This is a genomic window from Cardiobacterium sp. (assembly GCF_057314735.1).
Genome location: NZ_DBHKZK010000015.1, coordinates 15,198 through 39,563, shown reverse-complemented (window position 1 = coordinate 39,563; position 24,366 = coordinate 15,198). Strand labels below are relative to the sequence as shown.

Below are 24,366 nucleotides of genomic sequence, written 5' to 3'. Positions count from 1 at the left end.
ACACCGGACTGCCCCCTCCTCCCCCTGTGGGGGAGGGGTTACTCGCGATATGTGCGGTGATATTTCAGGCATTACGCCTTGCACTCCGCATCCGCCACAAACAACACCTCCAGCGCCCAGTCAATGCGCTGCAACAGCGCCGCATCATCCGTCACCTGCGACGAAAACCCCGCCGCGAGAAAATCCGGCAACATCCCCGCCGCCTGCAACTGCGAACCGACCAGGAGCGGCGCCAGCACCGAGCCCATCAAAAACGACGAACGCTGCAACGGCGCGGCAGGCACCAGCAGCCCCTGCCGTTCGGCGCGGTCGAGCAAATCCAGCATCAGCGCGATATGGCGCATCCCGGCATAATCGCTGACAAACTCGCGCACCGCCGGCGCGGCCGCCGCATCGGCAAACACCCGCACAATCCAGTCCAGATGCGCGCGCGCAAAAAAAGCGAGAAAACGCATGGCATCGCGCAAATTCTCGCGCACGCCGCGACCGGGGCGCACCTGCAACTGCAACTCGGCAAAAGCGGCGTCGTATTTGCGCTGCAACACTTCCGCGACAAACGCCTCCTTGCTCGCAAACAAATGATGAAACATCCCCGGACTCAAACCCGCCTCGGCGGCGAGCAGCCGCACCGACAGGCGCTGATAACCGTGGGAAGGATAGAGCCGCATCCCGGCAGCGAGAAAAACCTCGCGCGCCGAATCGGACGGCGATTCAGAAAGGGCAGCAACAGACATCGGGATACCGTTCAGCTGATTGGACAAGTGTCCAAAGTATAAAACAGCCGCTGGACGGGTGTCCAGTCTTGGAATCGCCCAACCAAAAATACGAAAATAGTTATATTGGTCAACCAATCATTGTATTCAACCCCCGCCGGTGGCAAGATAGTGGCGAGAAGCGACCGCTTCCCCCGAAATCCATTCCCGCAACCCGGAGCAGACCATGAAAAAACTCATACTTTCCGCCGCAATCGCCACCGTCAGCCTCGCCGCCGTTGCCAAAGACGACCTGCAATACAGCAAGGCGACCGAACAGGCACTCAAGAGCGGCAAAATCGCCTACTTCATCGAAAGCAAAAAAGGCGCGGGCGAAAAAAACAACGCCGTTTGCGAAGACGGCCTGTTTTACAACGACCACTACCTCGCCGTGTTTGACGGCGCCACCGACAAATCCGGCAAAAGCTACGACGGCAAAAAAGGAGGTCGCGTCAGCCGCGACATCATCCAGGGCGTCTTCCAGAGCCTGCCGCCGAACACCGGAAAAGAAGAAATCCTGAAGCGCATCAACGACGAATACCAAAAATTCTACGCGGCGAACCGCGACATTGACTTCGCCAAAGAGCCACTGTACCGCCCGACGGCGACGCTCATCTGGTACAACCTTGACAGCAACGAACTGGTCGCCATCGGCGACTCCAAGGCGCGCATTGACGGCAAGAATTACAACGACGAAGAAAAACTGGTTGACACCTTAAACAGCGACCTGCGCGTCAAGACCATCAAAACCCTTGGTCTGACCGACGAGCAGGTGCGCGACAACGACGTCGGCCGCTACTACATCCTGCCGCTGTTGCAACGCCAGGCCGAATTTCAGAACAACCCGCAGGCGCCGGAAGCCTTCCAGTTCTGGGCGATTGACGGCTTCCCTATCCCGCCGGAAAAACTGCGCGTGTGGCAATTTGAAAAAGCGCCGCAAACCATCGAACTCAGCTCGGACGGCTACGAAACCTACCCGCCACAGGCGACCATCGACAGCTACGAAACCACGCTGAAAGCGGAGCTGGCGGACGACCCGATGCGCATCAAGCACCCGTCCACCAAGGGCGTGAGCAAGAACAACTACAGCTTCGACGACCGCGCCGTACTGATTTACCAGCGGCAATAGCGCGTCGGTTTCCCCTCCCCCGCAGCAAAGCGCAGCGGGGGAGGGGGTAGCGAACTCACGACTATTACCGCTATGGATTCATCCACTGACGCAGGTCGGCCATTTATGGCCGACATCGAAACGTCGGGCATGAATGCCCGACCTACGGCTATGACTACAAAACATCGGCGGAGAAACGGGCGAACCCCACCCCGGCCCTCCCCCACGGGGGAGGGAGCCGTTCTGCGGCAGATTCAAATAACTGCTGCCGTATCGCATATGGATAGTTATGAAATTATTGCTATTTTCGCAACCGATGAGTTCCCTCCCCCGCAGCGAAGCGCAGCGGGGGAGGGTTAGGGAGGGGGTAGCGAACTCATGATTATTACCGATATGGATTCATCCACTGACGCAGCTCGGCCATTTATGGTCAACATCGAAAACGTCGGGCATGAATGCCCGACCTACGGCTATGACTACAAAACATCGGCGGGGAAACGGGCGAACCCCACGGAGGAGGGGCATATTGGTTGCGGTCGCGGCAATGACTGCCGAATTTGCGACAGGCGCACCCTATGAGTCGGACAATACAATGGTCAAACAAAACTACAAAACTGGTTCACCATTTCTTGCATCAGGCGGATGGCGGTGGCAATATGTCGCCGCTACAGCCGCCACCGCGTTTGGCGTGCGCTATTTTTGGTTTAACACTTCCGCCCATTGCGGCGAACCATCAGGAGTAATCACACATGAAAACCACTTTTCGCTGGTATGGCGAAGGCAATGACACCGTCACCCTCGAACAAATCCGCCAGATTCCGAGCATGACCGGCGTCGTCTGGGCGCTGCACGATCTTGCGGCGGGCGAGGTCTGGCCGGAGACGCGCATCGCTGAAGTCAAGGCGCAGGCAGGCAAATACGGCCTCAATATTGACGTGGTGGAGAGCGTCAATGTGCATGAGGCGATCAAACTCGGCACGCCAGATCGCGAGCAATATATTGAGAACTATAAGGAAAGTCTGCGCAATCTGGGCAAGCACGGGGTGAAGGTCGTTTGCTACAACTTCATGCCGGTGTTTGACTGGATGCGCACCGACCTTTTCCATCCGATGGCTGATGGCGCGACCGCGCTGTTTTACGACGCCTCGGCGATGGAAGGCTTGGATCCCAAAGCCTTGGTGAAAAGCGTGGAAGAAGGCTCGAACGGCTTGACGCTCCCCGGTTGGGAGCCGGAGCGTCTCGCCCATCTAGACAAATTGTTCGACGCTTACAAATCCGTGAGCGAAGACGATTTGCGCCGCAACCTCAAGTATTTCCTCGAAGCCATCATCCCCACCGCCGAGCAGGCGGGTATCAAGATGGGCATTCACCCGGATGATCCACCGTTTTCCATCTTCGGCCTGCCGCGCATCGTCAAGAATTACAGCGACCTCAAGGCGATACTGGAGATGGTCGAGAGCCCCAGCAACGGCCTGACCCTGTGCAGCGGCGCACTCGGCCCGAACCCGGACAACGACATCGTGCAGATGATTCATGACTTCCACGAGCGCATCCCTTTCGCCCACATCCGCAACATCAAGCGCTTCGCCAACGGCGATTTCGTCGAAACCTCGCATTTGAGCAGCGACGGCTCGCTTGACATCGCCGCCATCGTCCGCGCCTATCACGACGTCGGCTTCACCGGCTACTACCGCCCCGACCACGGTCGCCACATTTGGGGCGAACAATGCCGCCCCGGCTACGGCCTCTACGACCGCGCGCTCGGCATCATGTACATTCAGGGCGTGTGGGATATGTGCGAAAAAGCAGCGCGGGGGCAGGCATGAAACTCACCCTGAACGCCCTGCAAAACAAGGCCTGGTGGCAGGAACACGGCTACGAACTGCCGCTGTACGACATCCCGCGCGTGCGCGCCGCCACCCTCGCCACGCCGCGCTGGCTGCACCTCGGCGCGGGCAACATCTTCCGCGCCTTTCTCGCCCATGCGCAGCAGCGCCTGCTCAACCAGCGCGACGCTGAAAGCGGCATCATCGTCGCCGAGGGCTTCGACCCGGAAATCATCGAAAAAGCCTACCGCCCCTGCGACAACCTGAGCATCTACGTCCGCCTCAAGGGCGACCGCACCCTGGACAAAATCGTCCTCGCCAGCGTCATCGAATCGCTGACCATGCGCGACCACTTCGAGCGCCTGCAAGCCATCGCCGCCGCGCCCAGCCTGCAACTGGTCAGCCTGACCATCACCGAAAAAGGCTACGCCATCAAAGACCGCGACGGCGCTTACTACCCCGCCGTCGCCGCTGACTTCAAGGACGGCACCACCCGCCCGCAAAGCTACATCGGCGACATTGTCGCCCTGCTGCACGCGCGCTGGCGCGCAGGTGGCGCGCCGCTCGCGCTGGTCAGCATGGACAACATGTCGCATAACGGCGAAAAACTGCGCGCCGTCATCATGGAATTCGCCCACGCCTGGCAAAGCGCTGGCCACGTCGCGCCCGAATTCGTCGCCTGGCTGGAGAGCACCAAAGTCGCCTTCCCGTGGACGATGATTGACAAAATCACGCCGCGCCCCGACCCCGGCGTCGCCGAACGCCTCAAAGCGGACGGCCTCGACGGCATGGAAGCGGTGATTACCGGCAAAAACACCTATATCGCGCCCTACGTCAACGCCGAAGAACTCGAATACCTCGTCATCGAAGACACCTTCCCCAATGGCCGCCCGCCGCTGGAACAGGCGGGCGTCCTCTTTGCCGACCGCGACACCGTGAACAAAGTGGAGACGATGAAAGTCACCACCTGCTTGAACCCCATCCACACCGCGCTCGCCATCTACGGCTGCCTCCTCGGCTACACCAGCATTCACGCTGAAATGCAGGACGCCGAACTGCTGGCGCTGGCGCGTGCCGTCGGCTACCGCGAAGGGCTGCCGGTGGTCGTCAACCCCGGCATCCTTGACCCGCAAACCTTCATCGACGAAGTGGTGAACGTGCGCCTGCCCAACCCCTACATCCCGGACACGCCGCAGCGCATCGCCACCGATACCTCGCAAAAACTCGCCATCCGCTTCGGCCAGACCATCAAGGCGCACGGCGCGAACGCGGCCGCGCTCACCGCCATCCCGCTGGTGCTGGCGGGCTGGTGCCGCTACCTGCTCGGCGTCGATGACAACGGCCAGCCGTTTGAATGCAGCTCCGACCCGCTGCTCGAAAGCGCACAGGCGAAACTGGCAGGCGTGCGCCTCGGCAGCGACAACCTCGGCAACGTACGCGAACTCCTTGCCGACACCGGCATCTTCGGCGTGGATCTGTACGCCGTCGGCCTCGGCGAGAAAGTGGAGGGCTACCTGCGCGAAATGCTTGCGGGCAACGGCGCGGTCAGGGCGACCTTGCGTAAACATTTAACGTAGGGTGGGGCTTGCCCCACCGCCGCGCCGCCATCGTAACAACCATAGGGTGCGCCTTGGCGCACCGTCCGCAGCAATGGTTTGGGCAATTTCCCTGCACGGGCGGTTACGGGCTTCGCCCTAACCGCCCCTACACGCTAAAACGTCGTAGGGTGGGGCTTGCCCCACCATGATGAACTTACAGCCAGTTCGTAGGTTGGGTTAGCGCGCAGCGCGTAACCCAACGAAACTGAACTACAAACCTCACCCCAAATGTTGGGTTACGGCTTCGCCTAACCCAACCTACACACTAAAACGTCGTAGGGTGGGGGCTTGCCCCACCGCCGCGCCGCCATCGCAAAAAACCATAGGGTGCGCCTTGGCGCACCGTCCGCAGCAATGGTTTGGGCAATTTCCCTGCACGGGCGGTTACGGGCTTCACCCTAACCGCCCCTACACGCTAACCCAACCTACCCATTCTAACGGTGGGTCAAGACCCACCCTACAACCTAAACCCATGAAAACCCTTGCACTTATCGGCGAATGCATGATTGAACTGAACGGCGAGCCGTTCGGCACCATGCGCCAAACCTACGGCGGCGACAGCCTCAACACCGCCACCTACCTCGCCCGCGTCGCCCCGCCCGATGCCGTCCGCGTCCACTACCTCACCGCGCTCGGCGATGACCCGCTCAGCCGTGGCATGAAAGCGCGTTGGCAGGCCGACGGCATCGACACCCGCCACGTCTTGACCGACCCCACGCGCCAACCCGGCCTCTACCTCATCCAGCTTGACGCCGCAGGCGAACGCACCTTCCTCTACTGGCGCAACCAGTCGGCGGCGCGCTACCTGCTGCAACACCCCGACTGGCCGCAGGTGGACGCCGCCCTCGCCGGATTTGATGCCATCTATTTGAGCGGCATCAGCCTCGCCATCCTGCCGCCCGCCGACCGCGACCGCCTCACCGACCGCCTTGCCGCCTGCGCCGCCCAAGGCGTACAAATCGTTTTCGACGGCAACTACCGCCCGGCGCTGTGGCAGAGCCGCGACGAGACCCGCGCCGCCTACGCCCGCCTCTTGCCGCACGTTCACTTGGCGCTGATGACCGATGACGATGAGCGCGCGCTGTGGGAGGACGCTGACGTGGAGGCCACCATCGCCCGCCTGCAAGCGGCAGGCGTGGACAAAATCGTGGTCAAACGCGGCGCTGATGGTGCGCTGTACGCGGCGTGCGACGAACGCATTGCCGTCAAGGGCGAAACCGTCGCGCGCGTGGTGGACACCACCTCGGCCGGCGATGCCTTCAACGCCGGCTTCCTCGCCCGCTATCTGCAAGGTGCGGATGCGGCAGAATGCTGCCGCGCGGGCAACCGCCTCGCCGCCATCGTCATCCAGCACAAAGGCGCTATCATCCCGGCAGAATACTGCCGCCTGGAAGGGTAGGGTGGGGCTTGCCCCACCGTGATGGACTTACTACCGGAAATACGGCAACCATCGCGCGAAAACCGCACCGTTCTGCTCCCTCCCCCTGTGGGAGAGGGGCGGGGTGGGGTTAAGCGATTCAACTCCGCTGCCAAACAAGACCGCCCGAAACCATTACCCCAACAACCAAAACCCCGGAGCCTCCATGAATATCGAAACCCTCACCCCCCGCCTGCAAGCGCTGAAAATCGTCCCGGTCATCGCCCTTGAGCGCGCCGAAGACGCGGTGCCGCTCGGCGCAGCGTTGTTGCAAAGCGGCATTCCTGCCGCCGAAATCACCTTCCGCACCGCCGCCGCCATTGACGCCATCCGCCGCCTGCGCGACGCCCAGCCGGAAATGCTCATCGCCGCCGGTACCGTTCTGAACGCGGCGCAGGCGAAAGCGGCGCAACAGGCGGGCGCGGATTTCATCGTCAGCCCCGGTTTCAACCCGAACACGGTCAAGGCCTGTCAGGACATGGGCATCGCCATCACCCCCGGCATCAACAACCCGATGGCGATTGAAGCGGCGCTGGAGCTGGGCATCCACACCGTCAAATTCTTCCCGGCGGAAGCCAGCGGCGGCCTCAAAATGCTCAAAGCGCTGCTCGCGCCGTATGCGATGCTGCAAGTGATGCCGACCGGCGGCATCGGCGTGAAAAACATCCGCGATTATCTCGCGCTGCCGAACGTCATCGCCTGCGGCGGCTCGTGGATGGTGGAAAAATCACTGCTCGCCGCGCAAAACTGGGACGAGGTCGCCCGCCTCTCGCGTGAGGCGGTGGCACTGGTGCAGGCGGCGTAAGGCATCCACCGGTGGGGTGGCGATAAAATGCCCATATCACCCCCACAACCGGAGAACCCGCCATGAAAAAAAAACCTGCTCCTTCTCGCCCTCGGCGCGACCACGCTGGCGCACGCCACCAACGAAGACGCGGCACAAACTGCGCAAACCTTCGCGCAGGCACTCATTGACGGCGACAGCGCCGCAGCCGCCGCGCTGCTTGCCATCCCGCCCGGCACCGCCGACAGCGCCCGTTACCGCAGCGCCATGCAACAATGCCTCGCGCAAATCCTCACCGCACAGCCGCTGCCCGCCCGCCGCATCATCGCGCACGACGTGCAGCACGACGGCAACGATTACACCGTCACCCTGCACGTCGAAACGCCGCAGGGGCGGGACAGCATGGGCGTCCCGCTTGCCCGCGATGCCGGCGGCTGGCGCGTTGCCCTGAGTGCCACCGACCTGGGCTGCAACCCGGATGCCAGCGGCTTTCCCGACCCGGCAAGCGCCGCCACCGCCTATCTCCAGACGCTCAACGGCTACGACTACGGCACGCCGCGCATCGGAGCCGTGCATTACCGCGACGATAAAAGCGCCGCCGAAGTCATCCTCAGCGGCAAGGGACACGCCGTTGTCCCCAACCCGGTAGAAGAACCCTACCGCATCGCACTCCAGACCTGGCGGCGCGGCGAACAGTGGATTGTGGACGAAAGCTGCGCCGGTCATTGCGTCCGCCCGCTGCCGCTGGCAGGGCAATAACGCTTGGCGGCGGTAACGGAAAATCTCCTTCTCCCGCTACGGCGGAGGGGATAATGAGACGATAAAGTATTTGATAGCGACACGTTTTGCGCGCGTGTATCAACTCGTAGGGTGAATGCCGAAGCTATCCGGTTGTTGGCTGAGGCGTAGCGCAATCCGTAATTTGCCGCCATCCCGCCCCAAAAAAACCGCCATCGCTGGCGGTTTTTTTGGGGTGCTACTGCGCGGGCGGGATGTTGATAGGCAGGCTTTGAAAGAGGTAGCCGTCAAATTCGGGCGCGTCCACGTCGGATAGCATCAGCAGGGTTTCGCGCACGTTTTCCAGGTGTTGCCACATCGCATGGCGCGCGGCGACCGGGTCTTTGCGTTTCAAGGCGTTCAAGATAACGCGGTGGTCTTCCAGCCAGCGCTGCCAGTAGGTGGTGTGGGTGATGTGGCGGTGCAGTTGTTCCCACATCGGGCTGGCGCGGCGCTGGAGCCAGAGGCGGTTGACGCTCTCGGCGAGAACGCTGTTTTGCGTCGCCTGGGCGACGCGCAGGTGGAATTGTTCGTCGCTGCTGTAGTCGGTGATGCCGTCGCGTACTTCCTGTTCCTGGATTTGCAGGATGCGTTGCAGTGCTTCGATGTCGGCTTTGGTGACGGTCAGCGCCGCCACTTCGGCGATGCTGCTTTCCAGTACTTGCCGCGCCTGCATCAGCTCAAACGGGCCGATGTCGCTGTCGTCGGTTTTCGCCGCGCCATCGTCGGGCAGGCGGACGATATAGACACCCGACCCCTGCCGCACTTCGACCAGTCCCTGGATTTCCAGCATGATCAGCGCTTCGCGCAGCAGCGCGCGGCTGACGTCAAGCTGTTCGGCAAGTTGGCGTTCGGCGGGCATTTTGTCGCCGACGGCGAAGCCGCCACGCCGGATGATTTGTCGCAGTTCGGCGGCGACTTCGGGGTAGCGGCGGCTGGTAACGATTTGGCTCATGGTTAGTGGGGTATGGAGGTTCAGCGTGCAGGTTATGCCGTCTGAAGGGCGGGGGCAAGGGGGCAGGGCAGGGGCAAGCCACGGAAAACCCGCTCGCGCGGGCTGCGGGGGCGGGTTGGGGTTTTGTGTGAGTTATTCGTTGTGGGTCGGTTGGGTGATTTACATACACTTGAGCGCTCATGGTGTATGTAAACGGTACAGGGGGCGCGGTGGGGCAAGCCCCACCCTGCGTTGTATCCGCTTATTTCGGCGCTTTTTCTTTGATGCGTTTGATGAGGTCGGCGGCCTGCGGTGAGGCTTTGGCCGCTTCGTCGTGCATCGGCAGGACTTTTGCGGCAAAGGCGGCGGTGTCCACGTCTTCCACGAAGGTTACGCCCAGTTTTTCTTTGGCTTCTTTGATGACTTTTTCGGTGTTTTCCGCCCACAGTTGTTTTTGCAGCATCATGGATTCGCGCGCGGCTTTTTTGATGGCTTGTTGTTGTTCCGGGGTGAGTTTGTCCCAGTCTTTGGTGCTCATGACGAGGACGTCCGGGATCATGGTGTGGCGGTCGTAGCTGTAATATTTGGCGACTTCGCCGTGGCGGTTATCGACCAGCGCCGATTCGTTGTTTTCGGCGCCGTCAACCACGCCTTGTTGCAGGGCGGTGTAGAGTTCGCCAAAGGCGATGGGCGTCGGGTTGGCGCCGAGCAGTTCAACCATTTTGACGGCGGTCGGGCTGGGCTGGACGCGGATTTTCATGCCTTTGAGGTCGTCCGGGGTTTTGATGGCTTTGCCCGCGTAGAAGGAGCGGCTGCCCGCGTCGTAGTAGGTGATGCCGATGAAGCCTTTGTCTTTGGAGGCGTTCAGGATTTCTTCGCCGATGTCGCTGGTGAGGACGTCGTAAAAGTGGTCTTGGTTTTTGAAGATGTAGGGCTGGTTGAAGACGCTGTAGAGCGGCTCGAATGCTTCCAGTTCGGCGGCGTTGCTTTTGGCGAGTGCCAAGCCGCCGCTTTGTACGAGTTCGACGGATTCGCGTTGTGTGCCGAGTTGGGCGTTGGGGTAGATGCGGATTTTGACTTCGCCGTTGGTGTATTCCTTCACTTTGTCGGCAAAGGCCTGCATCGCTTTGTGGACGGGGATGTCCTTGCTTTGGTTATGGCTCAGTTTGAGGGTGACGGCGGCTTGTGCGCCCAGCGCCAGGGTGGCGACGGCGGCAGCCAGTAGTGCTTTTTTGAGGTTTTTCATGTGAAGCTCCGTTAAGATATGGGGATTCAAGGTGATGAGGCTATCTTGCCTTTCTTCTCGACCAATGTCAATAATTGGTTGACCGATTATCTGGCGCTGGTTAAACTGCGCTTGTCGCCCGCTTGTAACTGTTGGTGACAACGGGTTGCGGCGGGCGGTTCGCTGCGCTGGAGGCGGTTATTCCGCTTTGGGTGCAGTCGCTACGCGGATGGTTTGCTGCCCCCACCCTCCGGTTCCCATGAAAAAGGCTTTCGCCTTTTTCATGGGTGCCCTCCGCCCCTCCCCCACAGGGGGAGGGGGTGCTGCCTTTTTCCTTTTCTTTTGCTGGAGTTTGTCATGTCTGATTCGCCGTCTTTGTTGCCGCGTTCGCGGCTGGATGTGCTCGCGTTGTGGGTGCAACGGGTTAACGGGTTTGTCTTGACCGTGCTGGCGTTTGCGCTGGTTGCGTGTGTGGTGTGGCAGGTGGCGTCGCGCTATGTCACCAGCACGCCCAGCACCAGCACCGATGAGCTGGCGCGTTTTATGTTCATGTGGATTGGCTTGCTCGGTGCGGCGCAGGCGTCGGCGACGAAGCAGCATCTGGCGATTGATTTGTTGGCGATGCGGCTCAAGGGCGTGGCGAAGCGCACGCTCAATGTGGTGATTGAGCTGTGCATTATTGTGTTTGCGGCGCTGGTGATGGTTTATGGCGGCTCGCTGCTGACGGCGAAGACGTTTGCCAATGCGCAGGTGACGCCCGCGTTGCAGGTGCCGATGGGTTATGTCTATTTGGTGGTGCCGCTGGCCGGGGCGCTGCTGGTGTTTTTTGCACTGGTGGCGATTGTCGATGCGTTGCGCGCGGAGGAATGAGCCATGTCTGTTGAGCTGTTGAGTATCCTCGTTCTTTTTGGCGTCTTTTTCCTGCTGATGTTTTTGAGCGTGCCGGTGTCGGTCTCCATCGGCCTCGCCACGATTGCGACGGTGCTGTTGTCGCTGCCGTTTGACAATGCGATGTTCGTCACCGCGCAGAAGATGATTACCGCGCTGGACAGTTTCGCCCTGCTGGCGCTGCCGTTTTTTATCCTCGCCGGGAATATCATGAACCGGGGCGGTATCGCGATGCGGCTTATCAATCTGGCGTTGGTTCTCGCAGGACGACTGCCCGGCGCGCTGGCGCACTGCAACGTCATCGCCAATATGCTGTTTGGCTCGATTTCCGGCTCGGCGGTCGCGGCTGCGGCGGCGGTCGGCGGCACGATGGGCGAGATGCAGCGCAAGGCGGGTTATGACCCCGGCTATGCGGCGGCGGTCAATATCGCTTCCTGCCCGACCGGGCTGCTGATTCCGCCGAGCAATACTTTCATTGTGTATTCCACCATTTCCGGCGGTACTTCGGTCGCGGCGCTGTTCCTCGCCGGATATTTGCCCGGCATCCTGATGGGGCTGGGCATCATGGTCGTCGCCGGTATCATCGCTTACCGCAAGAAATTGCCGGTGAACGAGCGCGTGCCGCTGAACGTCGCCGTCGGCGCGTTTTTGCAGGCGATTCTGCCGCTGTCGCTGATTGTTATCGTCATCGGCGGTATCGTCAAAGGCACCTTCACCGCCACCGAAGGCTCGGCGATTGCCGTGGTCTATGCGCTCTTCCTCGCCGTGGTTGTTTACCGCGAAATCAAGCTGAAAGACCTGCCGAAAATCTTTTTGGATTCCATGGTGACCAACGCCATCGTCATGCTGCTCATCGGCTGCTCCTCCGGCATGAGCTGGGCGATGGCCAACGCCGACATCCCCGGCATCATCGAAGACGCCATCCTCGCCCTCTCGCAAAACAAGGTCATCATCCTGCTGACGATTAACCTGATTTTGCTCATCGTCGGCTTCTTCATGGACATGACCCCCGCCATCCTCATCTTCACCCCGATCTTCCTGCCCATCGCCGAATCGCTCGGCGTGGACCCGGTGCATTTCGGCGTGATGATGACCTTCAACCTCTGCATGGGCATCGTCACCCCGCCGGTGGGCAGTTGCCTCTTCGTCGGCTGCTCGGTCGGCAAAGTGCGGCTGGCGCAAGTCATCCCCTATATGCTGCCGATGTACATCGCGATGATCATCACCCTGCTGCTCGTCACCTTCATCCCGCAAATCTCGCTCTTCCTGCCGCAACTGCTAATGGGCTACGGAGGCTAAACCATGCAAACCCTCAAAAACTGGACGCTTGACCACGAAAACCCGGACGGCATCACCCTTGCCGTCGAAGACCGCCACCTGCTGCACATAATCACGCTGGAAGACGACATCTGGCGCGTCTGGCTGCAAAAAAACGGCGAAACCGCACTTGACCGCAGCTGGCTCATCTCGCCGCCGGACGCACCCAACGGTGAAACCGGCCGCCCGCGCGACAGCCGCGCCGGATTCACCTGCCCGCCCGTTACCATCAGCGAAACCGCCGACGGCCTCACCGTCAGCGGCAGCCGCCTGCGTCTGCACATCCGCCGCCCGCTGCAACTCGTTTGGGAAGCGCTGCAAGACGGCGACTGGCAGCCACTCGCCGCCGATCGTCCGACCGGCGCCTACGAACTCGGCCGCCGCCGCGACACCATCGCCCACTACCTGACGCACGACCCGCGCGACCGCATCTACGGCCTCGGCGAAAAAGCCGGAACCGTTGACCGCAGCGGCAAAAAATACGAGATGCGCAGCCTCGACGCGCTCGGCTACAACGCCGAAACCACCGACCCGCTCTACAAACACTGGCCGTACTACCAAGTACGCAGCGCGGCGGGGGCGCACTACGGCGTGTTCTACGACAACCTCAACACCGCCCGCTTCAACATGGGCAACGAAATCGACAACTACCACCCGCGCTACCGCAGCTACCACGCCGAAGGCGGCGACCTCGACTACTACCTCATCCACGGCGCCAGCATCGCCGCCATCACCAAACGCTTCCTGCACCTCACCGGCAAAAACACCTTCCCGCCCAAATGGAGCCTCGGCTACTCCGGCTCCACCATGAGCTACACCGACGCCCCCGACGCGCAGCACCAATTACAACAATTCATCGCGCTCTGCCGCGAGCACGCCATCCCCTGCGACAGTTTCCAGCTCTCCTCCGGCTACACCACCATCGGCAACAAACGCTACGTCTTCCACTGGAACCACGACAAAATCCCCGACCCGAAAGCACTCGCCCAAACCTTCCGCGACGCGGGCATCCGCCTGGCCGCCAACATCAAACCCTGCCTGCTGCACGACCACCCGCGTTACCGCGAAGCCGCCGCAAAAAACCTCTTCGTACAAGACAGCGACAGCGGCGCGCCGGAAACCTCCATGTTCTGGGACGCCGAAGGCTCGCACCTCGACTTCACCAACCCGGCGACCGGCGTCTGGTGGCGCGACAACGTAAAAACCCAACTGCTCGACATTGGTATCTGTTCAACCTGGAACGACAACAACGAATACGAAATCTGGGACGGCGACGCACGCTGCCACGGCTTCGGCACACCGATTGCCATCCGCCACATCCGCCCGCTGATGCCCCTCCTCATGATGCAAAACTCCTGGCGGGCGCAGCGCGAACACAACCCGCTCGAACGCCCCTACCTCATCTCGCGCAGCGGCTGCCCCGGCCTACAACGCTACGTCCAGACCTGGAGCGGCGACAACCGCACCAGCTGGCACACCCTCAAATGGAACATCCGCATGGCAGCGGGTATGAGCCTCTCCGGCATGTACCACATCGGCCACGACATCGGCGGCTTCGCCGGCCCCAAACCCGACGCCGAACTCTTCCTGCGCTGGATCCAAAGCGCGCTGCTCCTGCCGCGCTTTACCATCCACTCCTGGAACGACGACCACAGCGTAAACGAACCGTGGATGCACCCCGCCATCACCGCCGCCGTGCGCGACGCCATCCGCCTGCGCTACCGCCTCATCCCCTACCTCTACACCCTGCTGTGGCAGGCGGCAACCCAAGACGAAGCCATCGTCCGCCCCACCTTCCTCGACCACGAACACGACGAACGCACCTACGCCGACACCGACGACTACCTGATCGGCCGCGACCTCCTCGTCAGCCCCGTCACCGCGCCCGGCGTGCGCGCCCGCGACATCTACCTGCCGGACAACACCCTCGGCTGGTACGACTACCACAGCGGCGAGTACCACAGCGGCGGCCAGACCCTGCACATACAAACCCCGCTCGAACAACTACAACTCTACGTGCGCGCGGGCAGCATCATCGCCGAAGGCGCGCTAATGCACGCCGACAGCCCCGCTGCCGATACCGAACGCACCCTGCGCCTCTACCCGGCCAAAGGCAACGAAAAAAGCGAAGGCACCCTCTACGACGACAACGGCACCGCGACAGACGGCGAACACTGGCAACTACACTGGCGCCTGCACGGCCACGGCGACGAACTCTACCTGCGCCTCGACACGAGCGGCGACTACCAACCGGCCTACCTCGACAACCTGCGCGTCACCCTGCCGCCGAATGAGACCCGCCGCCTCATCATCAGCGGCAACCTCGCCGTACAACAAACGTAGCGTAGGGCTTGCCCCCCTACCCTTCCCTAAAAACCCCGGAGCCTCCCATGCAAACCTTCCTCACCGACGACTTCCTCCTGCACAACGACACCGCGCGCGTCCTCTACCACGACCACGCCAAACACCAACCCATCTACGACTACCACTGCCACCTGCCACCGGCGGACATCGCCGCGAACCGAGCGTTCGCCGACCTGACCGCCATCTGGCTCGAAGGCGACCACTACAAATGGCGCGGCCTGCGCACCCTCGGCATCGCCGAACGCCTCATCACCGGCAACGCCAGCCCGCGTGAAAAATTCCAAACCTACGCCGAAGCCGTGCCGCACTTCATCGGCAACCCGCTCTACCACTGGACGCACCTCGAACTCAAGCGCCCCTTCGGCATCACCACCCTCCTCAACGGCGACACCGCACAAAGCGTCTGGGACGAAGCCAACGCCCGCCTCGCCGAACCCGCCTTCACCGCGCGCGGCATCCTCGAACAAATGAACGTCAAAATGGTCGGCACCACCGACGACCCGGTGGACGACCTCGCGCATCACGCCGCCATCGCCGCCGACCCGACCTTTAACATCGCCATCCGTCCCAGCTTCCGCCCGGACAAAGCGCTGAAAATCGAACACGGCGACTACCTCAACTACCTGCAAAAACTCGAAGCCGCAAGCGGCTACACCATCCGCCGTTTCCACGACCTGACCGCCGCACTCGCGCAACGCCTCGACCACTTCGCCGCGCACGGCTGCATCGCCGCCGACCACGGCCTCGAAATCCTGCGCTACGCCGCCGTCCCCGACGAACAAACGCTGGATGCCATCCTCGCCTTGCGCTTCAACGACAAACCGCTGACCGACAACCAAATCGCCCGCTTCCAGACCGCGCTGCTCGTCTGGCTCGGCCGCGAATACTACCGCCGCGGCTGGGTCATGCAACTGCACATCGGCCCTATCCGCAACAACAACAGCCGCATGTACGCCCGCCTCGGCGCCGACAGCGGCTACGACTCCATCGGCGACCACCCCATTGCCGACAACCTCGCCGCCCTCTTGGACGCGATGGACAAGACCAACGAACTGCCGAAAACCATCCTCTACACCATCAACCCGCGCGACAACGCCCTGCTCGCCACCATGTGCGGCAACTACCAGGGCGAAGGCGTGCGCGGCAAAGTGCAATACGGCTCCGGCTGGTGGTTCAACGACCAAAAAGACGGCATGATCGAACAACTGACCACGCACGCGCAGATGGGCATCCTCTCCACCTTCGTCGGCATGCTCACCGACAGCCGCAGCTTCCTCTCCTACACCCGCCACGAATACTTCCGCCGCATCCTCTGCAACCTCATCGGCGGCTGGGTTGAGGCAGGCGAAGCGCCGCGCGACCTCAAACTGCTCGGCACGATGGTAGAAAACATCTGCTACGGCAACGCCGCCCGGTATTTTGACCAATAGGGCAGGGCGCCTGCGCACACCCGAACCGCCGCATTGCGGCGGTTTTTTGCTTGCGCGCCGCGCAGCGGTCGGCGTTAAGATAGCCGCCCTTTCATTTTGGAGACTTGCATGAACACCGTCGTCGTTATCCCCGCCCGTTATGGCTCAACCCGCCTGCCCGCCAAGCCGCTGCGGCTGATTGCGGGCGTGCCGATGGTGGTGCGCACCGCGCGGCAGGCGGTTGCCAGCGGTTTTCCGGTGTGGGTCGCCTTTGATGACGCCCGCATCGGCGCCTTGCTGGAAGGCGAGGCGGCGGTGCAGGGCATTTTGACCCGCGCCGATCATGAGAACGGCACCGAGCGGCTGTGCGAGGTCGCCGGGCGCCGCGGCTGGGCGGATGACACTATTGTCGTCAATGTGCAGGGCGACGAGCCGCTGTTACCGCCCGCGCTGATTGACGAGGTGGCGGCGGCGCTGGCGGCGCGACCGGAGGCGGCGGTGGCGACGCTTGCCGCGCCGTTTGACGCGCAGCACTCGCCTGCGGCGGCGACCACGGTCAAGGTCGTCTGCGACCAGGCCGGGCTGGCGCTGTATTTCAGTCGCGCCGCGATTCCCTATGTGCGCGATGCCGACGGCGTTTCCGGCGCGTTTCCTTATTTGCGCCATATCGGCATTTATGCGTATCGCGTCTCAGCCTTGAAACGCTATCCGCAGCTGGCGCCGACGCCGCTGGAGCAGGCGGAGAAGCTGGAGCAGTTGCGCTTTTTGGAACACGGCCTGCGCATTGCCGTCGGTGTGGTGAAGGAAGCGCCGCCGCCGGGGGTGGATTGTGAGGCGGATTTGCAGCGGGTGGAGGCGTTTTTGCGCGGCGTGTAGGGGGCGTTTATAGTCAGGTTTCCTCTTTCGTGTATGTATAGCGGAATAAACTTGAAACAACCCGAATTCAAGCCCTGTGTAGTGAACGGAAGCAAGGCAACGCGCCGATATGCTCCCTCTCCCCGTGGGACTGGAACAGCTCGCGCAGCGAGAGAGGGCTGGGGTGAGGGTAGCAAACGTGAAAAATAGACTTTTGATTCCATCAATCTTATTGCTTACCCCCACCCCGACCCTCCCCCGCTGCCACGCCCTGCAGGGGAGGGGGAATTCGGCGTAGCAATGCAAATTTGTGTGTATAACCGGGATTTTGAACAGGCTCTTACATACAGCTGAGCGCTCTTGGTGTATGTAAATAGATGTAGGGTGGGGCTTGCCCCACCATGGTGCAGGTCGGGCATTTGCCCTGCTTGCGATTTTGAGGTTTTTGTCGTGAAGCGGTATTGGTTTTTTGGCGGTGGGGCAAGCTCCACCCTACGTTTTTATTTCAGTCAGTTTTTATGAGCGAGCAGCAATCCCGGCTTTTTGATCCGAAGATTTTTTTGAGTCATGTGGCGACGTTGCCGGGCGTTTATCAGATGCGCGATGCCGACGGCAAGGTGCTGTATGTCGGCAAGGCGAAGAATTTGCGCAACCGGCTTTCCAGTTATTTTCGTGACAACGGCATGAGCGCGAAGACGCGCGCCTTGATGAAGCAGGTGGTCGATATTGATACGACGATTACCCATACGGAAACGGAAGCGCTGATTCTGGAGAATAATTTGATCAAAACGCATTTGCCGCGTTTCAATATTCTGCTGCGCGATGATAAATCTTATCCGTATATTGTCTTGTCGGCGCATGAGTTTCCGCGCCTTTCGCTGCATCGCGGCGCGCGCAAACAGGGCGAGTTTTTCGGGCCGTTTCCGAATGTGCAGGCGGCGCGTTATTCGCTGGAGGTGCTCGCCAAGGTATTCCGTGTGCGTCAATGTGAGGACAGTTTTTTTGCCGCGCGCAGCCGTCCCTGTTTGCAGTATCAGATTGAGCGCTGTTATGCGCCGTGTGTGGGCTATATTGACAAGAAAGCCTATGCGGAGACGGTGGCGCATACCCGCGATTTTTTGAATGGCCGCAGCGAGGTGTTGTTGCAGGAATTGACGGCAAAGATGGAGGCGGCGGCGGAGGCGCGCGCGTATGAGCAGGCGGCGCTGTTGCGCGATCAGTTGGTGCAGTTGCGCAAGATTACCGAGAAGCAGCATATGGTCGCGGGCGAGGCGGATGCGGATGTGCTGGCGGTGGCGACGGCTTATGGCGAGGCGTGCGTGCAGGTGCTGTTTTTCCGCGACGGGCATAATGTGAGTTCGCAGGCGTTTTTTCCGAAGTTGCCGGAGGAGGCGCCGGAGGCGGAGATTCTCGCCGCGTTTATTGCGCAGTTTTATCATGAGCGAAGCGCGCCGCCGCAGCTCGTGATTAGTCATGCGCTGGAGGACGGCGCGACGATTGCCGCCTGGCTCGGCGAGAAGAGCGGGCGCAAGGTGTCGCTCAATGCCAAGCCGCGTGAGGCACGGCGCAAGTGGCTGGAGATGGCGGAGGAGAATGCGAAATTGAGCCTGGGGCTGCGCCTTTCCGGCAAACTGACGATGCAGCAGCGGTTTGCCGCGCTGGCCGAGGCGTTTGCCTGGCCGGATGTGCCGGAACGGCTGGAGTGTATTGACATCAGCCATACGCAGGGCGAGGCGACGGTGGCGTCGTGCGTGGTCTTTGACCGCCGGGGCGCGCTGAAAAGCGATTACCGCCGCTACAATATCCGCGAGGTGACGGCAGGCGATGATTATGCCGCCATCCGCCAGACGGTCAGCCGCCGTTTTGAGCGCATTCAGAAGGAAGACGGCGTGTTGCCGGATGTGCTGTTTATTGATGGCGGCAAGGGGCAGTTGCGGCAGGCGGTGGAGGTGTTCAACGAGCTGGGCATCAGCGGCGTGCATCTGGTCGGCGTCGCCAAGGGGCAGGGACGCAAGGCGGGACTGGAGCAGTTCTGGTTTCCGCATGAGGAGGTGCCGCGCTATTTGCCGTCGGACAGTCAGGCGATGCAGCTCATTGTGCAAATCCGCGACGAGGCACACCGCTTCGCCATCACCGGCCACCGCGCCGGACGGGCGAAAAACAGCAAGCGCTCGCTGCTGGAACAAATCCCCGGCGTGGGTGCCAAACGCCGGCAGGCGCTGCTAAAATACTTTGGCGGTCTGGCGCAAATCCGCCGCGCGGGCGTTGAGGATCTGGCGAAGGTGCCGGGCGTCAGCGAGGCGCTGGCGAAGGAAATTTATGCTGTTTTACACGAGGGATAAGCGATGAATGCCACTTTCAAAAAATTCTTCAGCGGTTGGGCGATGAAACTCACCATTCTGCGGGTGGCGCTCATTCCCCTGTTTATCATCACCTACTATTTCCACCCGGAAAGCTGGCAGCAATGGCTGGCGCTGTGGATTTATACCGTCGCCTGTATCAGCGATTTTCTCGACGGCTGGCTGGCGCGCCATCTCAAGGAAGAAAGCGCATTCGGCGCCTTCCTCGACCCGGTGGCGGACAAACTGATGGTCGCCGCCGTGCTGATTGTCCTCGTCCAGCAAAACCCGCACGTCTGGCTGATGCTGTGCGCGCTGATTGTCATTGGCCGCGAAATCTGGATATCCGCGCTGCGCGAATGGATGAGCGGCATCGGCCATCGCGGCGTGGTCGCGGTCGCCAAAATCGGCAAATGGAAAACCACCGTGCAAATGTTCTCGATGGGCTTCCTCATCTTCCGCGAGCCGTGGCTCGGCCTGCCCATCTGGCGTATCGGCCAGGTGTTGCTCATCATCGCCGCCATCCTCACCATCGCCTCGATGTGGCAATACACCGCCGCCGCCTACCGCTACTTCCGCGAAGCGATGACCCCGGCGGCACAAAGCCCGAACGTGTAGAATGCCGCGCGAATCCCCCCGGAACACCCCATGAATCCCACCCTCATCAGTCAGCGCTTTCGCGGTTTCCTGCCCGTAGTCATTGACGTCGAAACCGGCGGCTTTGACGCCAAAAAAGACGCGCTGCTCGAAATCGCGGCGGTGCTGGTCAACTTCGACGACAACAACCGCCTCTGCCGCACCCACACCATCCACTACCACATCCACCCCTTTCCCGGCGCGAACATCGACCCCGAAGCGCTGAAAATCACCGGCATCGACCCCTACCACCCGCTGCGCCCGGCGTATCAGGAAGACAAGGCCGCCGAGCGCTTCTTCGACGAAATCCGCGCCTACCAAAAACAACAAGAATGCACGCGCTCCATCCTCGTCGGCCACAACGCCACCTTCGACCTCGGCTTCATCAACGCCTTTGCCGAACGCACCGACTACAAACGCAACCCCTTTCACCCCTTCAGCGTCCTCGACACCGTATCATTGGGCGCGCTCGCCTACGGTCAGACCGTGCTGGCGCGCATCGCCCGCCAGGGCGGCTTTGACTACGACAGCGAAAAAGCGCACGGCGCCAAATACGACGCAGAACTCACCGCCGACATCTTCTGCCACATCATCAACACCTGGGCAGAAAAAATCGGCTACAGCTGGCCCGCCAGCGAGGAACAACTATGAACGACATCGCAACCCTGACCCCGCCGAAAGGCTGGAAAGTGCTGAACGACAGCCAAAAACAACAATTCATCAACGAACACCTCGGCGGCGTGGACGACATCATCGCCATCGCCGTGCCGGATGGTGGCGACGGCAGCGTCTTCGCCCAACTGAGCTACCGCCCGGCGGGCTACGTTGATGACAACATCCCCATTGACCCGACCCGCATCCGCCAGGGCATCAGTGAAGACCTTGACATCCTCAACCAGGAAAGCGGCCTCACCGGCAGCGAAGCGGTGCGCTGGAAAAGTTTCGCGCCCGCGCCCAAATACGACAACGCCAGCCGCTGCGTTGAATACGGCGTTGAGCTCAACATCGGCCAAGACCCCGCGCTCAACCTCTACAAAATGTGCCTGGTGCGCAACGGCGCGCTCGTCCTGACGCTGGTCGGCAAGCCCGGCGACGGTCTCAGCCTGCAAGGCTGGCGCGTCACCCCGCAAGACAGCCTGCGCTACGAACGCTTTGACCCGAAAAGCGACCCGCGCGCCGAAGGCACCATTATCAACCTGCTGCTGATGAACCGCTTTATCTGACAAGCAGAAAAAGAAAAAAGCCGGAAACCTTCCGGCTTTTTTCATGCGTGGCAACAATGGGCGGGCTAACCTTTCAGGCCAAACGTCACCCGCAACCAGCCAATACGGCGCACACCTTCATAACACAAATACGAAAAGACAAACGTCAGTGTCAGCAGCAACAAATAATACTGCGAATTGGATAATCCCGGATCATCCAGCATCCAGCCGAGCATAATCACCAGCGGGTGATGCACCAAATAAATGACGATGGCGGAATTAATCAAATAGCGCACCACACGATTCGCCTCGCGTTGCACATGATAAAAATACCAAAACAACAAAAAGGCGATAGCGCCGGAGGACACCATCTGATTCAGCCGCTGCAAAATCATGCCTTCCGTATCCGGCGGGAAAGGCTCATAAAAATGCAGACCGTTCACATAAGTCAGTGCGGTGGTGGCCAATGCCAACAAGGCAAGCCCCCACAAGGCGCGATGACTGATTTTGTCGAGAATATCCTGATGAAAATAGAGCAGGGAGCCGGCGAAATAAAACGGATAATACTGCACGCCATGCAGCACAAAGAAATTATATAAAGTGCTGATGTCGCCACCCAAATTCCATGATTCCCCATTCCAGTAAATCAATGCGGCGTATCCCAGCCAGCCAATCGTGACCACCAGCAGGCAGGGCAACAGTCCCATGCGGGCAAACACCCCGCGCGGCAGCAACATATCTATCGTGGCAAATACCATCAGGCAAATCAAAAACCAGCCGTGCATGACCCAGCGCCACAAATCATAATGCGCCCACTGATAATCCATAAAAATACTGCCGAAGGCCTGCAACACAAAATTGACGCCGAGACAGCCAAGCAGCAGCGGCACCAATACTCGTTTCAGTCGCGCCCGCCAAAAAACCTGCTTGTCCTTGCGTGTCAGCGTCATTTGCGCGAGAAAACCGGAGACCATAAAAAAAGCCTCCATACGGAACAAATGCTCAGGATAAATCGACGCATAAAGCGCCATGCTCTGATGATACGGACTGGCATAGACAAACGCCGCAAATGGCGACAACACCGCCGCCGCGTGCCAAAACACGCCAATCAGCATCAGCGCCGCGCGCAACTCGTCCAGCCCGTGAAAATAGCGCGGCGCGGGGGCGGCAATGGGGGCGATTACAGTCTTGATAACCCTACTCCGGTAGCAGAAAACGGCGCCATTATTCACAAAGCACAAACAAATGGAAACTTACCTTTTCAAAACCCGCCAGGCCGCGCCGTTGCTATACCCAAAGCGGGTCAAATAAGCTAAAATTGCAGCCAGGCCCAACAACATAAAGGAAACTGTCATGTTACATGAATACCGCGACCTGATTGCCGAACTGCGCCAAAGTGACAACCACTTTGCCCGCCTGTTCAACGAGCACAACGCCCTCGACGAAGAAATCAACCGCATGGAAAGCGATGCTGCCGTCTCGGCGAACAGCCATCAGGACATCGAGTCGAAAAAACGCGAAAAACTCGCGCTGAAAGACAAAATCTACGACTACCTGCGCAAAATCGAAGCCGAACGCCGCAGCTAAGCGCACAACCCGAAAAAGCCCCGTGCCAACGGGGCTTTAATTTTGCCCGCCATGAAAACGCTTACCCTTGACATTGACGGCTTCGACTACAACGCCCGCGGCGTTGCGCGATGCGACGGCAAAACCACCTTTGTCAGCGGCGCCCTGCCCGGCGAGCGCGTTGTCGCCCGCATTACCGCCGACAAAAAACGCTTTCTCGAAGCCGAAACCGTACAAATTCTTACCCCCTCGCCCGACCGCATCGTTCCCGCCTGCACCCATTACGACGACTGCGGCGGTTGCGCGCTGCAACACGCGAGCGATACCGCGCAACATCGCCTCAAAGAAAGCGTCTGGCTGGAGCAACTCGCCCGCATCGGCAAAACCGCGCCGACGCGCGCCCTGCCCGCCATCAGCGGCGAGCCCTGGCATTACCGCTCGCGTGCCCGCCTCGCCTGGGACGATGCCCGCCAGGTGCTTGGCTTCCGCGGTCGCGCCTCGGCGCGCGTGGTCAATATTGAGCGTTGCCTCACCCTGCCGCAGGCGATTTCTGCCCGTCTGCCCGACATCCGCGCCCTGTGCCGCCAACTCGCGCAACAGACCGCCATTCACGGCGTGGATATTAGCGAAGGCGACGGCGTGACCGTGTTGCGCATCCGCCTGCAAGACGCCATTGGCGACCGCCTCGTCGCCGCAACTGCCGCCCGCTGGAACGAAACTGCAGCGCAACCGTGGCAAATCTGGCTGCAAAGCGGGCGCGACCGCGTCACCAAACATCCCGCCGCCGCGCCGCCACTTGCCTACGCCTTGCCCGCTTACGACCTCACCCTGCCTTACGCGCCGGACGATTTCACCCAGGTGAACAAGGCACTCAACCGCGAACTGGTCGCCATCGCGCTCGCCGCACTGGACTTCCAGCCAGGCGAACGGGTGCTGGATTTCTTCTGCGGCCTCGGCAATTTCAGCCTGCCGCTCGCACAAAGCGGCGCGGAAGTGCTGGGGCTGGAAGGCGTGGAGGAAATGGTTGCGCGTGCGAATGCCAACGCCGCCGCACAGGGGCTTGCCGACCGCTGCCAGTTCCGTCGCGCCGACCTCTTTGCCGTCACGCCAAAACAACTGCAAGGGTGGGGCAGGGCAGGGCGCTGGTTGCTGGACCCGCCGCGTGCCGGGGCGCAGGCGCTATGCGCAGCGCTGGACACGAAACACGCACCGGCGCGCATCGTTTACGTTTCCTGCAATCCCGGCACCCTCGCCCGCGACGCCGCCATCCTCACCCAAAAAGGCTACCGCATGGAAAGTGGCCGGCTGCTGCATATGTTCGCGCAGACGGCGCACGTGGAAAGTCTCGCGGTGTTTGTGCGTGACTAGT

The 24,366-nt window shown here is 61.0% G+C and carries 21 protein-coding genes; 17 read left to right on the top strand and 4 right to left on the bottom strand.

All coding sequences use genetic code 11. From position 1 onward, the window contains the following. Positions 1–71 precede the first annotated feature (71 nt). Positions 72–734 (bottom strand): TetR/AcrR family transcriptional regulator, encoded by a 663-nt coding sequence (locus ACO54Z_RS01750; RefSeq protein WP_485995465.1) that lies wholly within the window; start codon positions 732–734, stop codon positions 72–74. A 205-nt stretch (positions 735–939) separates the two neighbouring features. Between ACO54Z_RS01750 and ACO54Z_RS01745 the strand changes: the two genes are divergently transcribed. The 6 genes from ACO54Z_RS01745 (at position 940) to ACO54Z_RS01720 (ending at position 8,244) form a co-directional block, all read left to right on the top strand. Next, positions 940–1,881, top strand: a complete 942-nt coding sequence (locus tag ACO54Z_RS01745; protein ID WP_485995464.1) for a hypothetical protein — start codon at positions 940–942, stop codon at positions 1,879–1,881. A 728-nt stretch (positions 1,882–2,609) separates the two neighbouring features. Next, a complete protein-coding gene (uxuA, locus tag ACO54Z_RS01740; RefSeq protein ID WP_485995463.1) occupies positions 2,610–3,686 on the top strand; it encodes a mannonate dehydratase in 1,077 nt (358 codons plus the stop codon). Continuing rightward, the gene (locus ACO54Z_RS01735) at positions 3,683–5,263 is read left to right on the top strand and encodes a mannitol dehydrogenase family protein (protein WP_485995462.1); all 1,581 of its coding nucleotides are present in this window, start codon (positions 3,683–3,685) and stop codon (positions 5,261–5,263) included. The genes uxuA and ACO54Z_RS01735 overlap by 4 nt, the downstream gene beginning before the upstream one ends. Positions 5,264–5,756: 493 nt before the next feature. Further along, positions 5,757–6,683, top strand: a complete 927-nt coding sequence (locus tag ACO54Z_RS01730; RefSeq protein WP_485995461.1) for a sugar kinase — start codon at positions 5,757–5,759, stop codon at positions 6,681–6,683. Positions 6,684–6,867: 184 nt separating this feature from the next. Continuing rightward, positions 6,868–7,506 (top strand): bifunctional 4-hydroxy-2-oxoglutarate aldolase/2-dehydro-3-deoxy-phosphogluconate aldolase, encoded by a 639-nt coding sequence (locus tag ACO54Z_RS01725; RefSeq protein ID WP_485995460.1) that lies wholly within the window; start codon positions 6,868–6,870, stop codon positions 7,504–7,506. Between the two features lie 246 nt (positions 7,507–7,752). Then, positions 7,753–8,244, top strand: a complete 492-nt coding sequence (locus ACO54Z_RS01720) for a hypothetical protein (protein WP_485995459.1) — start codon at positions 7,753–7,755, stop codon at positions 8,242–8,244. A gap of 217 nt (positions 8,245–8,461) precedes the next feature. On the opposite strand, the gene ACO54Z_RS01715 is transcribed toward ACO54Z_RS01720, so the two are convergent. Then, the gene (locus ACO54Z_RS01715; RefSeq protein WP_485995458.1) at positions 8,462–9,217 is read right to left on the bottom strand and encodes an FCD domain-containing protein; all 756 of its coding nucleotides are present in this window, start codon (positions 9,215–9,217) and stop codon (positions 8,462–8,464) included. Positions 9,218–9,458: 241 nt separating this feature from the next. After that, positions 9,459–10,442, bottom strand: coding sequence for a TRAP transporter substrate-binding protein (locus ACO54Z_RS01710; RefSeq protein WP_485995457.1), 984 nt, complete (start codon positions 10,440–10,442; stop codon positions 9,459–9,461). A 336-nt stretch (positions 10,443–10,778) separates the two neighbouring features. On the opposite strand from ACO54Z_RS01710, the gene ACO54Z_RS01705 reads away from it, so the two are divergent. From ACO54Z_RS01705 to ACO54Z_RS01665, 9 genes are all read left to right on the top strand, one after another. Next, positions 10,779–11,291: a TRAP transporter small permease gene (locus ACO54Z_RS01705; protein ID WP_485995456.1), complete on the top strand. Its 513-nt coding sequence runs from the start codon at positions 10,779–10,781 to the stop codon at positions 11,289–11,291. Between the two features lie 3 nt (positions 11,292–11,294). After that, positions 11,295–12,608, top strand: a complete 1,314-nt coding sequence (locus ACO54Z_RS01700) for a TRAP transporter large permease (protein ID WP_485995455.1) — start codon at positions 11,295–11,297, stop codon at positions 12,606–12,608. Between the two features lie 3 nt (positions 12,609–12,611). Beyond that, positions 12,612–14,969 carry a glycoside hydrolase family 31 protein gene (locus ACO54Z_RS01695; protein WP_485995454.1) on the top strand — a complete coding sequence of 786 codons (2,358 nt, stop codon included), beginning with the start codon at positions 12,612–12,614 and terminating at the stop codon, positions 14,967–14,969. A 47-nt stretch (positions 14,970–15,016) separates the two neighbouring features. Next, positions 15,017–16,420: a glucuronate isomerase gene (gene uxaC, locus ACO54Z_RS01690; RefSeq protein ID WP_485995453.1), complete on the top strand. Its 1,404-nt coding sequence runs from the start codon at positions 15,017–15,019 to the stop codon at positions 16,418–16,420. 108 nt (positions 16,421–16,528) lie between these two features. Then, positions 16,529–17,275 (top strand): 3-deoxy-manno-octulosonate cytidylyltransferase, encoded by a 747-nt coding sequence (gene kdsB, locus ACO54Z_RS01685; RefSeq protein WP_485995452.1) that lies wholly within the window; start codon positions 16,529–16,531, stop codon positions 17,273–17,275. 497 nt (positions 17,276–17,772) lie between these two features. Continuing rightward, complete coding sequence (uvrC, locus tag ACO54Z_RS01680) at positions 17,773–19,596, top strand: excinuclease ABC subunit UvrC (RefSeq protein WP_485995451.1); 1,824 nt, start codon at positions 17,773–17,775, stop codon at positions 19,594–19,596. Positions 19,597–19,599: 3 nt separating this feature from the next. Then, a complete protein-coding gene (gene pgsA / locus ACO54Z_RS01675) occupies positions 19,600–20,211 on the top strand; it encodes a CDP-diacylglycerol--glycerol-3-phosphate 3-phosphatidyltransferase (RefSeq protein ID WP_485995450.1) in 612 nt (203 codons plus the stop codon). A 30-nt stretch (positions 20,212–20,241) separates the two neighbouring features. After that, positions 20,242–20,880 (top strand): ribonuclease T, encoded by a 639-nt coding sequence (rnt, locus tag ACO54Z_RS01670; RefSeq protein ID WP_485995449.1) that lies wholly within the window; start codon positions 20,242–20,244, stop codon positions 20,878–20,880. Then, on the top strand, positions 20,877–21,452 hold the full coding sequence (locus tag ACO54Z_RS01665) for a DUF2167 domain-containing protein (RefSeq protein ID WP_298080172.1): 576 nt from the start codon (positions 20,877–20,879) through the stop codon (positions 21,450–21,452). The genes rnt and ACO54Z_RS01665 overlap by 4 nt, the downstream gene beginning before the upstream one ends. Before the next feature lie 65 nt (positions 21,453–21,517). Here ACO54Z_RS01665 and ACO54Z_RS01660 read toward each other — a convergent pair whose 3' ends face one another. Further along, a complete protein-coding gene (locus ACO54Z_RS01660) occupies positions 21,518–22,663 on the bottom strand; it encodes an acyltransferase family protein (protein ID WP_485995448.1) in 1,146 nt (381 codons plus the stop codon). Positions 22,664–22,784: 121 nt separating this feature from the next. On the opposite strand from ACO54Z_RS01660, the gene ACO54Z_RS01655 reads away from it, so the two are divergent. Next, the gene (locus tag ACO54Z_RS01655; RefSeq protein WP_485995447.1) at positions 22,785–23,018 is read left to right on the top strand and encodes an HP1242/YdcH family protein; all 234 of its coding nucleotides are present in this window, start codon (positions 22,785–22,787) and stop codon (positions 23,016–23,018) included. Between the two features lie 51 nt (positions 23,019–23,069). Continuing rightward, positions 23,070–24,365 carry a TRAM domain-containing protein gene (locus ACO54Z_RS01650; protein ID WP_485995446.1) on the top strand — a complete coding sequence of 432 codons (1,296 nt, stop codon included), beginning with the start codon at positions 23,070–23,072 and terminating at the stop codon, positions 24,363–24,365. Position 24,366 lies beyond the last annotated feature (1 nt).

Bases quoted from the DNA above. Each gene is read 5' to 3' on its own strand.
- ACO54Z_RS01750 (WP_485995465.1), bottom strand. From the start codon at position 734: ATGTCTGTTGCTGCCCTTTCTGAATCGCCGTCCGATTCGGCGCGCGAG.
- ACO54Z_RS01745 (WP_485995464.1), top strand. From the start codon at position 940: ATGAAAAAACTCATACTTTCCGCCGCAATCGCCACCGTCAGCCTCGCC.
- uxuA (WP_485995463.1), top strand. From the start codon at position 2,610: ATGAAAACCACTTTTCGCTGGTATGGCGAAGGCAATGACACCGTCACC.
- ACO54Z_RS01735 (WP_485995462.1), top strand. From the start codon at position 3,683: ATGAAACTCACCCTGAACGCCCTGCAAAACAAGGCCTGGTGGCAGGAA.
- ACO54Z_RS01730 (WP_485995461.1), top strand. From the start codon at position 5,757: ATGAAAACCCTTGCACTTATCGGCGAATGCATGATTGAACTGAACGGC.
- ACO54Z_RS01725 (WP_485995460.1), top strand. From the start codon at position 6,868: ATGAATATCGAAACCCTCACCCCCCGCCTGCAAGCGCTGAAAATCGTC.
- ACO54Z_RS01720 (WP_485995459.1), top strand. From the start codon at position 7,753: ATGCAACAATGCCTCGCGCAAATCCTCACCGCACAGCCGCTGCCCGCC.
- ACO54Z_RS01715 (WP_485995458.1), bottom strand. From the start codon at position 9,217: ATGAGCCAAATCGTTACCAGCCGCCGCTACCCCGAAGTCGCCGCCGAA.
- ACO54Z_RS01710 (WP_485995457.1), bottom strand. From the start codon at position 10,442: ATGAAAAACCTCAAAAAAGCACTACTGGCTGCCGCCGTCGCCACCCTG.
- ACO54Z_RS01705 (WP_485995456.1), top strand. From the start codon at position 10,779: ATGTCTGATTCGCCGTCTTTGTTGCCGCGTTCGCGGCTGGATGTGCTC.
- ACO54Z_RS01700 (WP_485995455.1), top strand. From the start codon at position 11,295: ATGTCTGTTGAGCTGTTGAGTATCCTCGTTCTTTTTGGCGTCTTTTTC.
- ACO54Z_RS01695 (WP_485995454.1), top strand. From the start codon at position 12,612: ATGCAAACCCTCAAAAACTGGACGCTTGACCACGAAAACCCGGACGGC.
- uxaC (WP_485995453.1), top strand. From the start codon at position 15,017: ATGCAAACCTTCCTCACCGACGACTTCCTCCTGCACAACGACACCGCG.
- kdsB (WP_485995452.1), top strand. From the start codon at position 16,529: ATGAACACCGTCGTCGTTATCCCCGCCCGTTATGGCTCAACCCGCCTG.
- uvrC (WP_485995451.1), top strand. From the start codon at position 17,773: ATGAGCGAGCAGCAATCCCGGCTTTTTGATCCGAAGATTTTTTTGAGT.
- pgsA (WP_485995450.1), top strand. From the start codon at position 19,600: ATGAATGCCACTTTCAAAAAATTCTTCAGCGGTTGGGCGATGAAACTC.
- rnt (WP_485995449.1), top strand. From the start codon at position 20,242: ATGAATCCCACCCTCATCAGTCAGCGCTTTCGCGGTTTCCTGCCCGTA.
- ACO54Z_RS01665 (WP_298080172.1), top strand. From the start codon at position 20,877: ATGAACGACATCGCAACCCTGACCCCGCCGAAAGGCTGGAAAGTGCTG.
- ACO54Z_RS01655 (WP_485995447.1), top strand. From the start codon at position 22,785: ATGTTACATGAATACCGCGACCTGATTGCCGAACTGCGCCAAAGTGAC.
- ACO54Z_RS01650 (WP_485995446.1), top strand. From the start codon at position 23,070: ATGAAAACGCTTACCCTTGACATTGACGGCTTCGACTACAACGCCCGC.